Origin of the sequence: Streptomyces sp. BJ20 (assembly GCF_022869105.1) — a bacterium.
In the GTDB taxonomy this organism is placed as follows: Bacteria; Actinomycetota; Actinomycetes; order Streptomycetales; family Streptomycetaceae; genus Streptomyces; species Streptomyces griseoincarnatus.
In genome coordinates this window covers 2,362,655-2,374,946 of record NZ_CP094918.1, presented here as the reverse complement: position 1 = coordinate 2,374,946, position 12,292 = coordinate 2,362,655, and the positions used below count along the sequence as shown (strand labels likewise).

The window sequence follows — 12,292 nt, the reverse complement described above, 5'->3', positions numbered from 1 at the left end:
CGCGTAGGAGGACACCATGACAACCGACGAACTCGCCTACAAGGCCCTGGAGGGCCTGGGAGCCGCCCCGCTGTGGCGCTTCTACGGCAACCTGTTCCCCGCCCAGCCCAAGAGCCGCGCCGTCCCCTACCGCTGGGACTGGCGCGAACTCCGCCCGCATCTGCTGCACTTCTCCAAGACTCTGTCCCTGGAGGAGGCCGAACGACGGGTCCTCATGCTCGTCAACCCCGGCCTCACCGACCCCCCGGCCACGGTCAACACCCTCTACGCGGGCCTCCAGATCATCCTGCCCGGCGAGACCGCACAGGCCCACCGGCACACCTCCAACGCCTTCCGCTTCATCCTCGAGGGCGACGGCGCCTGGACCACCGTCAACGGCGAGCGGGTCTTCATGGCCCCCGGCGACCTCCTGCTCACCCCCGGCTGGCACTGGCACGACCACACCCACGAGGGCGACGCGCCGATGATCTGGCTCGACGCCCTCGACTACCCCCTGGTCAACGCCCTGGAAGCCGGCTTCTACGAGCAGTACCCGCAGCGCCTCCAGCCCGTGACCAAGCCCGACGACGCCGGCAGCCGCCAGTTCCTGCACGGCCGGCTCACCCCCGCCTGGCTCACCCAGGACGGCCCCAACTCCCCCGTCACCCGCTACACCTGGCAGGAGACGGAGCGCGCTCTGGACGCCATCGCCGACACGGCCGACGGCAGCGACGTCGACGGCGTCGTCCTGGAATACACCAACCCCTGGACCGGCGGCCCGGTCATGCCCACCATCGGCTGCCGCGTCCAGCGGCTGCGCCCCGGCTTCGAGGGAGCCGGCCGCCGCCACACGGCCTCGACCATCTTCAACGTCGTCCGCGGCGAAGGCGCCACGATCGTCGACGGCGAACGGCTGGAGTGGTCCGAGCACGACACCTTCGCCGTCCCCGGCTGGGCCTCCTACCGGCACGTCAACACCTCGGCCTCCGCGGACGCCGTCCTGTTCTCCTACAGCGACGAGCCGGTCATGCGCTCCCTCGGCCTCTACCGCACCGAAGACGCCGACCCCGGCGCCTGACCCTCCCACCCGACACCCACAAGGAGGCCAGCATGCGTCTGGCACTGTTCAACAAGGGACGCCTCGGACTCGTCGTCGGTGACGACCTCGTCGACGTGACCGACCAGGTCGCCGGAGCCGACACCGCCGGCCCCGTCGGTGCGCTCCAGCGCTGCATCGAGACGGCTACCGACGAGGGCACCGTCCGCTTCGACCTCGCCGGCCGACCCCGGATCCCGCTGGCCGAAGCCGCCCTGGAGGCCCCGCTCCCCCGCCCCGGGAAGATCATCGGCGCGCCGGTCAACTACCTCGACCACAAGGCCGAGATGGAGTACACCACCTCGGTGGCCGACCTCGGCGTCTTCCTCAAGGCGAACTCCTCCGTCATCGGCCCGGGCCAGGACATCCTCCTCCCCTACTCCGACAAGCGCACCGACCAGGAAGGCGAACTGGGCGTCGTCATCGGCCGCACCGCCTCGCACGTGAGCACGGACGAAGCCCTGGACCACGTCTTCGGCTATACCTGCGTCCTGGACATCACCGTCCGCTCCGGCGAGGACCGCTCCACCCGCAAGTCCTTCGACACGTTCACCCCGCTCGGCCCCTGGATCGTGACCGCCGACGAGATCCCGGACCCGGACGCCCTCGACCTGCGCTGCGACGTCGGCGGCACCACCCGGCAGCGCACCAACACGGCGGACCTCATCTTCGGCGTCCGCGAACTGATCGCGTACACCTCCTCCGTCATGACCCTGCACCCGGGTGACGTGATCGCGACCGGCACCCCGGCCGGAGTGGGACCGCTCAGCCACGGTGACCGGGTGGTCCTGGACATCGAGAAGGTCGGTCGCCTGGAGGTCGGTGTCGACGGCTCCCGTGCCCTTCCCTACGACCAGCGCCCCGGCCGCCGCAGCCGCTGACCACCCGGTCACCGCCGGGGTGGTGCCCGCACTCGTAGACTCCCCACACCGGCCGTCCCCGGCCGGCACCACCCCGGCGACAGACGGACGGAAGACTGTGGCGCACGCACTGGAACTGCACAACTACGTCGGACACCTGATCCGGCGCGCGGAACAGGTGCACACCGCCCTGTGGTACCGGCACGTGTCCAGGGAGATCACCTCCCAGCAGTTCGCCGTCCTCAACACCCTCAGCCGGGACCCCGGCATCGACCAGCGCACCCTCGCGCACTTCACCTCACTGGACCGCTCGACGGTCAACCACATCGTCCGCCGGCTGACCGAGCAGCACTACGTCAGTCAGGTCCGCGACGAGGAGGACCGCAGGCGGACCCTGCTGAGCCTCACCGATCAGGGAGCCCAACTACTCGACTCCCTGATCCGTCCGGCCGAGGCCGTCAACGAGCAACTGCTCGACGCGCTTCCCGGTGACGAACGCAAGCTCGCCGTCGACGTCCTCCGCAAGATCGCGTCGCTGGACGCCGAGGCACTCAGCGACGGCCCGTGAGTCGGTGAAGCGCGGGACGTCCAGGCAGCGAGGAAGGACTCACGCCTTGACCCGTCACGCCCTGCGCAGCGCGCCTCCCTCCGCTCCCCCGCAGGAAGCCGGTACCTCGGCCGCCACCACAACAGGGCCCGTCATCGGCCGGGCTCTGCGCATCCTCGGTGCCTTCAGCGCACAACGTCCTCACCTGTCCCTGAGCGAGCTGGCCCGGCGATCAGGTCTGCCCGTCTCCACCGTGCACCGCATGCTGGGCGACCTGCTCGTGTGGGGCGCTCTGGAACGCGACGCGCAAGGCCGCTACCGCATCGGGCTGCGACTGTGGGAGGTCGCGTCCTTGGCTCCGCGCAGTCAAGGACTGCGCGAGCGTGCACTGCCCTACCTGGAAGACCTCTCCACCCTCGTCCGTGAGAACGTCCAGCTCGCCGTCCGTGACGCAAGCGAGGTGGTCTTCATCGAACGCATCGCGCCGAGCTGTGCCGTGCCCACGCTGACACGAGTCGGAGGACGGCTGGGCATCACCACGACAGCAGCGGGACTGGTGCTGCTCGCCCACGCACCGGCAGCCGTTCAGGAGGAGGCTCTCGCGCGGACGATACCCCGGCACACACCGCTCACGCTCACCGACAGCGGCCGGCTCAGGGCGGTCCTCGCCCAGGCACGCACGTGCGGCTACGCGGTCAGCGACCGGCAACTGTCCACCGACACCCTCTCCGTCGCCGCGCCCGTCACCACCGGCGACGGCGAGGTGACCGCAGCTGTCTCCGTGGTGGTCCGGCACGGGTCCACGTCCGTCGGAGCGCTCGCCGATCTGGTCCGCTCATGCGGCCGCGCCATTTCCCGAACTCTTGATACACCCGACCTCTGAAGGACATCGGCCCGCAACACTTGTTTTCCGGCATCCGGGAAACCACCTGGCCGCGCGAGACCGCCGCTCGCACCATGACTGCTCCCACTGCCGAACCCGAGGCTGCCGCCCACGGCGCGCCGACGAGTCGGTTCGGCCATCCCGCAGTCGACAACGGAGTGCTGCCATGGAGAAGTGCCCCCACCGCCCCACCGCCCCGCAGGCCGTCCGGTGACCGCCCGCCTCACGCAGGCCCTGGACGACGGGCCCATGAGCCGTTTCCAGTGGGGTGTGATTGCTATCTGCGTGCTGCTCAACACCCTTGACGGTTTCGACGTGCTGGTCATGTCCTTCACCGGAAAAACGATCTCCGGCGAGTGGCACCTCGACTCCGGTACCCTCGGGCTGCTGCTGAGCAGCGGGCTGGCGGGCATGGCGTTGGGCGCCTTGCTCATCGCTCCCCAGGCCGACCAGATCGGCCGGCGGCCTGTCATCCTGGCGGGCCTGGCCCTCGCGGCCGTGGGCATGCTGCTGTCCTCGGTCAGTCAGAACTGGCAGCAGTTGGGGGCGCTGCGCCTGCTCACCGGTGTCGGCATCGGCGCCGTTCTCGCCTGCAGCAACGTCATCGCCGGTGAGTTCGCGTCCCGCCGCTGGCGCGGTCTGGCCGTCAGCCTCAACTCCACCGGATACGCCGTGGGCGCGACGATCGGCGGCGTCTCTTCTGTCGCCCTCATCGACCGCTACGGATGGCGCTCGGTGTTCCTGGCCGGCGGACTCGCCACCCTGGCCGTCATTCCCCTTGCCTCCCGTCTTCTGCCGGAATCGCTCGACTTCCTCCTCAGCAGGAGACCCGCCAATGCCCTGAGCCGTGTCAACGAGCTGGCCCGCCGCATGGGACAGCCAGATCTGTCCACGCTCCCGGGCAGGGAGCCGACGACGCTCACCTCCGCAAGCGGTTTCCGCCTTCTCCTGGCGCCGGATCTCCGCCGCCCCACCCTGGTGTTGTGGGGTGCCTTCTTCCTCGTCATGGCGGCCTTCTACTTCGTCACGAGCTGGACGCCGACCCTCCTCGTGGAGGCCGGGATGTCCGCGGCACAGAGCCTGACCGGCGGAACGCTGCTCAACCTGGGCGGCGTCTTCGGCACCGCACTCCTGGGCGCACTGGCCGCGCGGTACGCGCTCGGCAGCGTCCTGCGTACCTACCTCTTCGTGTCGGCAGCACTCGTCGTGGCCTTCGCGTCGTCCACCGACACACTCGTCCTGGCCTTCTGCATCGGCGCCGCCATCGGAGTCGCGGTCAACGGCTGCATCGCCGGCCTCTACGCCCTGACCCCGAGCGTCTACCCGGCACCGCTGCGGGCGACAGGTGTGGGAGCGGCGATCAGTGTCGGCCGCGTGGGTGCCATCATCGCACCCACCACGGCGGGCTGGCTGCTGGACGCGGGCTGGACACCGCTGGCCCTGTACGTCACGACGGGTGCTGTGTTCTGCGCGGCCGGCTTGCTTCTGCTGGCCATGCGAAGGAATCAGCCAGCAGTGAAGGCGGCGCGTGACACCAGGCCAACACCGTCGTCTGCTTAAGCTCCCTGACCGCCCCCCTCGCAACAAGACGGGCCCCAGTAAGTCTGGCGAACCTGAGGTTAGCACCACGCGAAACACTTTGTTCCGTCCCGCCGAACGTCGTCCGTGAACGGGAGACCAGACCGACAGGCACTTGGCGATGACCTGTACGTCGATGTTGGCCTGCGCGATTTCTTCGACGAAGCTGCCCCTGGGAGACGGGCGGCGGGACGGTACCGGCATTAGCACTGCTCAACCGAGAGAACGCGCATGGCAAGCCGGCCAGTGCCTTCGTTGCCGTCAATCAGTGCGTATTTGCGGCCAACAGGATGCAGCGCTCACACCACCTCATCGCGCAGTCTGGGGCCGGCCGTGCCCCTCTCAGCTCGTGGCCCGGTGCCAGAACGTGATGCACGGAGGAACTCCCGACCTTGCCTGTCCGCGATGAGAGCGGGCGGACGATGTCTGCTTCTTCAGGATGTGGCTTCCACCGGTGGGCGCATCATGTCACCGTAGTATCCACAGTCCCCTGAAACCTCACCGAATTCAGGGACATAAATAAATCCCAGCTTGAGCCATACCTCGTACAGCTCCCTGTCCCACGCAGACAACACGATCTCCTGATCGGGCACCCGAGCAAACAACTCATCGACCAAGGCGCGCGCCACTCCCATTCGCCGGAACTCGGGAGGAACGTAAAGCTCATAAAGCCTGACGTAGCCGGGCTCGTCGCCTACCGCGCGCTGCAGACTGGAGTGAAGCCATCCCATACACACGCCTTGGTCGGGATCCTCTGCGATCAGGGCATGCAGCGCCTCCGCCAGGGAGGCGGACCCCTCCTGCTTCTCGACCGTGACCGTCCAGCCCTCGGTGTTTCCGCTCATCCATTTGACGTCGGCTGGACGAGCGTCACGGACTCTGATCTTCATACTTCCTAGCGTACGACCGGCCTTCTGGTGGGTGTCATGGCCGAGTGGGCCTGACCAAGCGGCCGACCTCTCGGGCAAGGCAGCGATTAAGGCATGGGCCTATCTCGCAGATTCCCGATGCGGCGTTCGTAGTAGTTACGGGAGTGCGGATCGACGCCCACACGGACATCCCCCGCGACAGTGACGCAGCCGTGACTTCGCCACAGGCCGGGATCGCCAGTTCAGATGCCGATGGCCAGCTGGTCGATCCTGTCTCCCGTACTCACGCAACCCGGTCCACGCGGAGGGGCACGCACCCTCGCACGGACGGATGAACGCGTGCGATCGCAAATCAGGCATCCGGGAAAGTCACGTCCCTACGAACTGCACGGGCCGCCGACCGCATCGTGCGCGCCAGCGCGTTCGATCTCACAGAGAAGCCGCACCGGACTGCTCCGATGCGGCTTCGCCGTCTCACCGATCCGCACAGAGATCCCGTCACGACGGACCCCGATGGGGCCTCGCCGTATCACCCTCGTGTCACACCGCAATCACCAACTGGGCGGACCGTCGCGGACCAAGACGCTCTGACCTGCAATTTCCTGCCCGCGCTGGACTGCCGTGGAGGTCCCTGGACGGTCTCTACAACCTGTGCCAGGTGGTACCCAGTGAGGGACCGAGGATCAGGACCGGGGCCTCTTCCGGCCCGTCAAAGCGGTATTGCAGGGTGTTCGACGGTGTCTCACTCACGCCCCAGACCCTCTCACGTCTCACGGACGCCCCTATAACGCGGGGGCGCGGGAAACCGGTCTGACCAGGTTGAAGACCTCGCGGGCGGCATACCGCTTGATGCATCTGATGCTCTCACGCCGGGTCTTGCCCTCCCGGGTGCGGCGTTCGTAGTACTCCTGGGCGCGCGGGCCGTGACGCAGGCGGGTGAACACGATGCGGTGCAGGGCAGCGTTGACCTGGCGGTCTCCGCCGTGATTGAGCCGGCGCGTGCTCCGCCGGCCGGAGGAGCACGCGATGGGGCAGGTCCTGCGGACCCAGGTCCTCACCGTCTCTGCTGAACCGATCCCCAGCTTGGCCGCGACCGCCTTCATCGCGGCCCACTCGGGGGCAGTTCGGGCGGATCTCCGCAACCATGCGCACCGCGCGCTCGCGAAGCTCGGGAGGGTAAAGGGACGGACGTGCCATGACTCGATCCTCTCAGGGAATCGAGCCTCCATCAGGCCCGGAGCAGTTCAAGCAGCCGGTTCTTTCGTTTCATGCCCGCTGCCTCCTCTTATCTCTCCGTCAAAGGTCCGTTTACCCGCCCCACCTGCAAGGAGTACTACGCCTGGGTCTTCCTCAACAGCGCCGACGGGACGTCGAGTCCGGGCGGCACCACCTCGCCGCTGGTTGAGGCTGGGCCTACGACCCGTTCGGTACCCGGGTCCTGGGTACCGTCACCGGCGGCGCCCCCGCGAGCCCTCCCTCCTACACCGGCGCCCGCTACGAGACCACCACCGGCAACCTCGACCTCCACGCCCGCCAGTACGACACCGCCACCGGCCGCTTCACCCGGCCCGACCCGGCCACCCGCGCCCGGACGACCCCGCACATATCGCCCTATGCCTACGCCGACAACGTCCCCACCCTCCTGACCGACCCCAGCGGACTGACCCCCGACGACCCCAACAACGACCGCGTCGACAGCCTCGGCGAAGCAGCGGGCATCTTCGGCGACGCGTTCGTCGACGTCTTCAAGTCCCCCTTCGTCTTCCTCGGAGACGCGTACGACGCATTCACCGGCCAGAACGGCGGCGCCGGCGCCTTCGTCGACAAGTACCTCCCCGTCCGCCCCGCCTACCGCCTCTACCGCGCCGAATACATGCTCCGCCAGCAGGGCTGCGACGCCCTCGCCGACCTGTACGCCGAAACCGCCGAAGAACTGACCCAGCAGATCGCCCTCGTCGGAATCGGCGGACTGACGGGATGGCGCAGAGCCGCGGTCGAGCCGGGCGGGGGACGTTACTACGGGGAACCGAGTTCGACGCGGTTCGGACTCCCCTACTACACACCGGAAACCCCGTCGTCCATGAGCCGCATCAACCCGGAGGGCGGCCGAAGGAACTGCGGACTGTGTGCGACCGCCGGCGACGACCTCATGGCCGGCCGGAATCCGAACGGGGTGTCCGGAGCAGACCGCCCGCTGACGCGGGCCGAGGTGTCAGCGATGACGGGGCTACCGTTCCGGAAGGTCGGCGGCCTCAACGTCATCGTGAGCGACATGCTGCGCTGGGGACCTGGTGCTCGGGCGATCATAGGAGCATGGGCCGAGGAAGGGCGTGGGCCACTACTTCAATGTCGCGAACATCGAAGGAAAGGTGGTCTTCCTCGACTTCCGGTCGGGCAAGGCCAATCCGGCGCACAAGAAATACCGCGACTAGAGTCCGTCTTCAAACGGATCTTGCCCAGAGCAGGAGCGACGCGAGACTGACCGCTGCCTCGTATGAGGTGGCGGTCTTGTCGTATCTGGTCGCGATGCCGCGGAAGCCCTTGAGCCGGTTGAAGCAGCGCTCGACGAGGTTGCGCCGGCGGTAAGTCTCCCGGTCGAACCCTGGCGGTCGACCGCCGCGGCTCCCGCGCCGCAGTCGGTGCCGCCGCTGGTCGGCCTTCTCGGGAATGGTGTGCGCGATGCCGCGTCGCCGCAGGTAGGCGCGGAAACCGCGGGAGCTGTAGGCCTTGTCCGCGATGACCTGGTCGGGTCGGCAGCGTGGCCGGCCGAGGCTGCTGCGGGGAACGCGGATGCGTTCGAGCAGGATGCGTGCGCAGACACTGTCATGGCGCTGGCCCGGCGTGACGAGGAGGGCCAGAGGACGGCCCTTGCCGTCGCACGCGAGGTGGACCTTGGTGGTCAGTCCGCCCCGGGATCGGCCGAGGGCGTGATCGTCCGGTTCGTCCGGCCGCTGATTCCCCCTTTTCGGCCGGTGGCGGCGGCGTGCTGGTGGGCGCGGACGATGGTGGAGTCGATCTGGACCAGCCAGTCGATGTCACCGGCGGCGTCGGCCCGGGCCTGGATCTGCTGCAGGGCCCGGGTGAACACCCCGTCGATCGCGTAGCGGCGGAAGCGGGTGTAGACCGTCTGCCAAGGCCCGTAGCGTTCGGGCAGGTCACGCCACGAGATCCCGGTGCGGATCTTGTAGACCATCCCGTTGATGACCTGCCGGTCCGACACCCGGGGCCGGCCCGTCGCGGCCCGCGGTATCAGCGGAGCGAGCAACTCCCACTCCTGGTCAGTGAGTTCATGACGACGTACCACTCCACCATGATCCACCACCTGAATGATCTTTGAAGACGGACCCTAGTACGTGATGAGGACCAACTGACATGCTCGACCCGGAAGAAGCCGAGCGCAGGGCCGCGGAGTTCCTCACGGAGGAAAGCAGAGCATGGGGGCTGTCCTCCAATGCGAGGATCATTCCCGAGTACTGCTTCACGGACAAGGGACGGTTCATCGCTCCCTACGACCATGTCGAGTACCTCGATCACGGACGTCAGGACATGCAGCTCGGCGGGAACCTGCCCGTGGCCGTCGACCTGAATACCGGAGCGTGCTCCTTCGTCACCTGGGAGGAAGCGGATGACCTGATGGAGCGTGACCTGCTCTGAGTCCGAGCAAGCGGGTCAGCCCGGTGAAGTAGCGGATGTGCCGTGCCTTCTGGTCTCAACAGCCGAGTGAGCACCGCTGTAGGACGACTGGAAGGCACGGCAGTCCGCATGCACGAAGTCCGGCCCGGGTGATCGCGACGCTGCCGCGTGCGAGCCCCGGCCGTCGACCATAGGGGAAGCCCTCTTCGATGTCGTGCCCTCCTGGGTGCGGCCTTCGCAGTACGCATGGGTGCGAGTGTTCCCGCTCCAGCTCACCGGCTTCCTTTTCCATGGCCGTGGTGGTGGCCCCGGCCGCGGCGCGAATCCTGTCGCGGGCCGCCAGACCCAAGGCGGCGGCTCCGGCGGAGTACCCGCACGCCAGCGCTGCCGCAGCCCTGCCTTTCGGCAGAACCGACTCGAGTGCCCGCAGCATCGTCTCGTGCGCGGCCAGAGCGCGAGCACCCGCACGTGCCCGTACCTGCGCCGCCAGGCGCCGGCAGCACCGGCTGCCGTGTGGGTGAAGGACGACGTGCAGGGTACGCGGATGCGGCGAGGTGGGCGCACCCGGTGCGCGGACGGCCGCTCGCCGTGCCCACCTCCGCAGAGCCGTCGTGGCCCCCCAGTCACCTCAGGAGGACGCCGATGACCACCCCGCCGCCCGGCCAGGACACCGAACGCCCCGTCGTCGGCTCCTACCCGACCTACGGAGGAGCCCAGCAGGCCGTCGATCTGCTGTCCGACAGCGGCTTTCCCGTCGAGCACACCGCGATCATCGGATGTGACCTGCGGATGGTGGAGACGGTGCTCGGCCGTCTCACCCGCGGGCGGGCCGCGTTGGCCGGCGCGGGGTCCGGAGCGTGGTTCGGTCTGCTCATCGGCCTGCTGTTGTCGATCTTCGCCGCCGGCTCCGGCGGCGCCCTCGTTCTGCTCCTGAGCGGCATCGCCTATGGCGCTGTCTTCGGAGCCGTCTTCGGTTTCGTCGGACACGCACTGACGGGTGGCCGCCGCGACTTCGCCTCCCGGAGCCGGATCGTCGCCGCCCGTTACGACGTAGTGGCCGATCCAAAGGTGGCCGAGGACGCCAGGAAGCTGCTGACCGACGAGCGAGGCCGGCGGGAAAGCCGGTGATCCGACCGGGTACGCCCGGACGGATCCGCCTCGTTTCCGAGATTCCTGCCCGAGTGACCCCAGCCGACAGGAGCGCGCCGTGTTCTTCCTGGACCGCACCCATAGCCCTGCTGTGCCTCTCGCGTCCCCCGTACACCGGAGCCGGACGCGCCGGAGGCGCAGCGGTGTGGCGGCGGGACTGCTCGTGGTGCTGGCGGTGTCCTGCACCAGTGGTCCCGACTCCCCGAAGAGCACAGCAGGCAGTTCCCCGCCGAGCCAGGAGCGTTCGGCGAGCAGCGAACTGCAGAGCGACTACATAGATGTCGTGAACGACGTCCTGCCCTCGGTCGTGGAGATCACGACCGAGGGTGGCCTGGGCTCGGGCGTCGTCTACGACAAACAGGGTCACATCGTCACCAACGCCCACGTCGTCGGCGAGCACCGCCGCTTCACCGTCAACCTCGCCGACCACCAGCAGCCCCTTCAAGCCGAACTGGTAGGCCGCTATCGGGTCAACGACCTTGCCGTCATCCGCCTGGAGGACCCACCGTCCGGACTGCGCCCGGCAACGTTCGCCGACAGCAAGGAGGTCGAGGTCGGACAGATCGTGCTCGCCATGGGCAATCCCCTGGGGCTGTCCAGCAGTGTCACCCAAGGCATCGTCTCCGCCCTCGGCCGGACCGTCTCCACGCCCGCCGACGGCGGCTCGGCACCCGGCACGATCCCCAACATGGTGCAGACGTCGGCCGCCATCAACCCCGGCAACAGCGGTGGTGCGCTGGCCGACCTTTCCAGCCGGGTGATCGGCATCAACACCCTGGGCGCCGTCGACGAGCGACTCGGCGGCGCCGCTCCCGGCATCGGCTTCGCCATCCCCAGCTCCGCCGTCACCCGCATCGCGGACCAGCTGATCGAGGACGGCAGGGTGACCAGCAGCGGACGCGCCGCGCTCGGGGTCACGGTCCGTACCGTCCTGGAAACCGACTCCGCTCCGGCGGGCGCGGCCATCGTCACCGTCGCGGAAGCCGGCGCCGCGGACGAGGCCGATCTGCGGCCCGGCGACATCATCACGGGCCTCGGCGACGCGCGGATCTCCTCCGTGCAGACGCTCGCCGAGGCACTGGCCGCCCACAGTCCCGGCGACAGGGTCTCCATGACCTACTACCGGGCGGGAAGCTCTCACACCGTGCAGTTGACTCTCGACACTCTCAGGAGCCCCTGATCATCACGGGCCGTCGAGGCGTTTCCCCCCTTGCCGGGGTGGCACCCACGCTCTTGTTGTGGACAGCACGCCACCAACTCCGCACCGAGGGTTCTTCTGACATGTCACTCACTTGTGGCTCGACGTGTCGCTCATCGGGTTCATGGTGGCCTGTTCTCTTGCCCTGTCCTCGGGTGCGGGGCGAGTGGCCCACCAGCTGGCCGCGGTCCACGCCCCGGTCAGGAGCAGTGCGGCCAGCACGTCGCTGGGGTAGTGGGCGCCCGCGTACAGCCACTCCAAGGCCACCGCCGCCGTGATCGCCACCGCCAGGACCACGGAGATCAGGCGCCACCAGGCGTTCCCGGTTGCCCGGAAGACGATGATCGCCGTACAGGTCGTGAGAGCCAGGGTGGCGGTGACATGACCGGACGGGAAGCTCGTCGTGGGCGGCAGGTCACCGGCCAGGTGCGGCACGTCGGGGCGAGTGCGGGCCACCAGTGCCACGGCCCACGCCGGACGACTGGCGGTTGCTCCACGGG

12 protein-coding genes and 3 pseudogenes are annotated in these 12,292 nt (G+C 68.5%); 9 read left to right on the top strand and 6 right to left on the bottom strand.

The features are described 5' to 3' along the window. Window positions 1–16 precede the first annotated feature (16 nt). From MTR79_RS10885 to MTR79_RS10865, 5 genes are all read left to right on the top strand, one after another. A complete protein-coding gene (locus MTR79_RS10885; RefSeq protein ID WP_244789905.1) occupies window positions 17–1,057 on the top strand; it encodes a cupin domain-containing protein in 1,041 nt (346 codons plus the stop codon). Between the two features lie 32 nt (window positions 1,058–1,089). Then, entirely contained in the window at window positions 1,090–1,956 is an 867-nt protein-coding gene (locus MTR79_RS10880; protein WP_244789903.1) for a fumarylacetoacetate hydrolase family protein, read from the top strand. 97 nt (window positions 1,957–2,053) lie between these two features. After that, window positions 2,054–2,503: a MarR family transcriptional regulator gene (locus MTR79_RS10875; RefSeq protein ID WP_244789901.1), complete on the top strand. Its 450-nt coding sequence runs from the start codon at window positions 2,054–2,056 to the stop codon at window positions 2,501–2,503. Between the two features lie 46 nt (window positions 2,504–2,549). Then, window positions 2,550–3,365: an IclR family transcriptional regulator gene (locus tag MTR79_RS10870; protein WP_244789899.1), complete on the top strand. Its 816-nt coding sequence runs from the start codon at window positions 2,550–2,552 to the stop codon at window positions 3,363–3,365. 210 nt (window positions 3,366–3,575) lie between these two features. Beyond that, on the top strand, window positions 3,576–4,925 hold the full coding sequence (locus MTR79_RS10865) for an MFS transporter (RefSeq protein ID WP_244789897.1): 1,350 nt from the start codon (window positions 3,576–3,578) through the stop codon (window positions 4,923–4,925). Between the two features lie 452 nt (window positions 4,926–5,377). Here the strand turns inward: MTR79_RS10865 and MTR79_RS10860 are convergent, their stop codons facing one another. From MTR79_RS10860 to MTR79_RS10845, 4 genes and pseudogenes are all read right to left on the bottom strand, one after another. After that, window positions 5,378–5,833 (bottom strand): GNAT family N-acetyltransferase, encoded by a 456-nt coding sequence (locus MTR79_RS10860; protein ID WP_244789895.1) that lies wholly within the window; start codon window positions 5,831–5,833, stop codon window positions 5,378–5,380. A gap of 630 nt (window positions 5,834–6,463) precedes the next feature. After that, a pseudogene (locus tag MTR79_RS10855) lies at window positions 6,464–6,562 on the bottom strand (3-oxoadipate enol-lactone hydrolase); the annotation flags it as partial. 32 nt (window positions 6,563–6,594) lie between these two features. Then, entirely contained in the window at window positions 6,595–6,870 is a 276-nt protein-coding gene (locus MTR79_RS10850; RefSeq protein WP_244793118.1) for an IS110 family transposase, read from the bottom strand. Beyond that, window positions 6,850–7,009, bottom strand: a pseudogene (locus tag MTR79_RS10845) (IS3 family transposase); the annotation flags it as partial. The pseudogene MTR79_RS10845 and the gene MTR79_RS10850, both read right to left, overlap by 21 nt. Window positions 7,010–7,250: 241 nt before the next feature. Here MTR79_RS10845 and MTR79_RS10840 point away from each other — a divergent pair. Then, window positions 7,251–7,415: pseudogene (locus MTR79_RS10840) on the top strand (RHS repeat-associated core domain-containing protein); the annotation flags it as partial. Between the two features lie 838 nt (window positions 7,416–8,253). Here the strand turns inward: MTR79_RS10840 and MTR79_RS10835 are convergent. After that, a protein-coding gene (locus tag MTR79_RS10835) for an IS5 family transposase (protein ID WP_107115281.1) occupies window positions 8,254–9,116 on the bottom strand; the annotation gives its coding sequence in 2 pieces (ribosomal slippage) (window positions 8,254–8,757 and window positions 8,760–9,116; 861 coding nt in all). 68 nt (window positions 9,117–9,184) lie between these two features. On the opposite strand from MTR79_RS10835, the gene MTR79_RS10830 reads away from it, so the two are divergent. The 3 genes from MTR79_RS10830 (at window position 9,185) to MTR79_RS10820 (ending at window position 11,774) form a co-directional block, all read left to right on the top strand. Continuing rightward, window positions 9,185–9,466 carry a hypothetical protein gene (locus MTR79_RS10830; RefSeq protein WP_244789893.1) on the top strand — a complete coding sequence of 94 codons (282 nt, stop codon included), beginning with the start codon at window positions 9,185–9,187 and terminating at the stop codon, window positions 9,464–9,466. A gap of 621 nt (window positions 9,467–10,087) precedes the next feature. After that, window positions 10,088–10,573: a general stress protein gene (locus tag MTR79_RS10825; protein WP_244789892.1), complete on the top strand. Its 486-nt coding sequence runs from the start codon at window positions 10,088–10,090 to the stop codon at window positions 10,571–10,573. A gap of 166 nt (window positions 10,574–10,739) precedes the next feature. Next, complete coding sequence (locus MTR79_RS10820; RefSeq protein ID WP_244789890.1) at window positions 10,740–11,774, top strand: trypsin-like peptidase domain-containing protein; 1,035 nt, start codon at window positions 10,740–10,742, stop codon at window positions 11,772–11,774. A 108-nt stretch (window positions 11,775–11,882) separates the two neighbouring features. Here MTR79_RS10820 and MTR79_RS10815 read toward each other — a convergent pair whose 3' ends face one another. Then, complete coding sequence (locus MTR79_RS10815; protein WP_244789888.1) at window positions 11,883–12,248, bottom strand: phosphatase PAP2 family protein; 366 nt, start codon at window positions 12,246–12,248, stop codon at window positions 11,883–11,885. Window positions 12,249–12,292 lie beyond the last annotated feature (44 nt).

Coding starts and splice junctions, on each gene's coding strand:
- MTR79_RS10885 (WP_244789905.1), top strand. CDS start 17: ATGACAACCGACGAACTCGCCTACAAGGCCCTGGAGGGCCTGGGAGCC.
- MTR79_RS10860 (WP_244789895.1), bottom strand. CDS start 5,833: ATGAAGATCAGAGTCCGTGACGCTCGTCCAGCCGACGTCAAATGGATG.
- MTR79_RS10825 (WP_244789892.1), top strand. CDS start 10,088: ATGACCACCCCGCCGCCCGGCCAGGACACCGAACGCCCCGTCGTCGGC.
- MTR79_RS10880 (WP_244789903.1), top strand. CDS start 1,090: ATGCGTCTGGCACTGTTCAACAAGGGACGCCTCGGACTCGTCGTCGGT.
- MTR79_RS10830 (WP_244789893.1), top strand. CDS start 9,185: ATGCTCGACCCGGAAGAAGCCGAGCGCAGGGCCGCGGAGTTCCTCACG.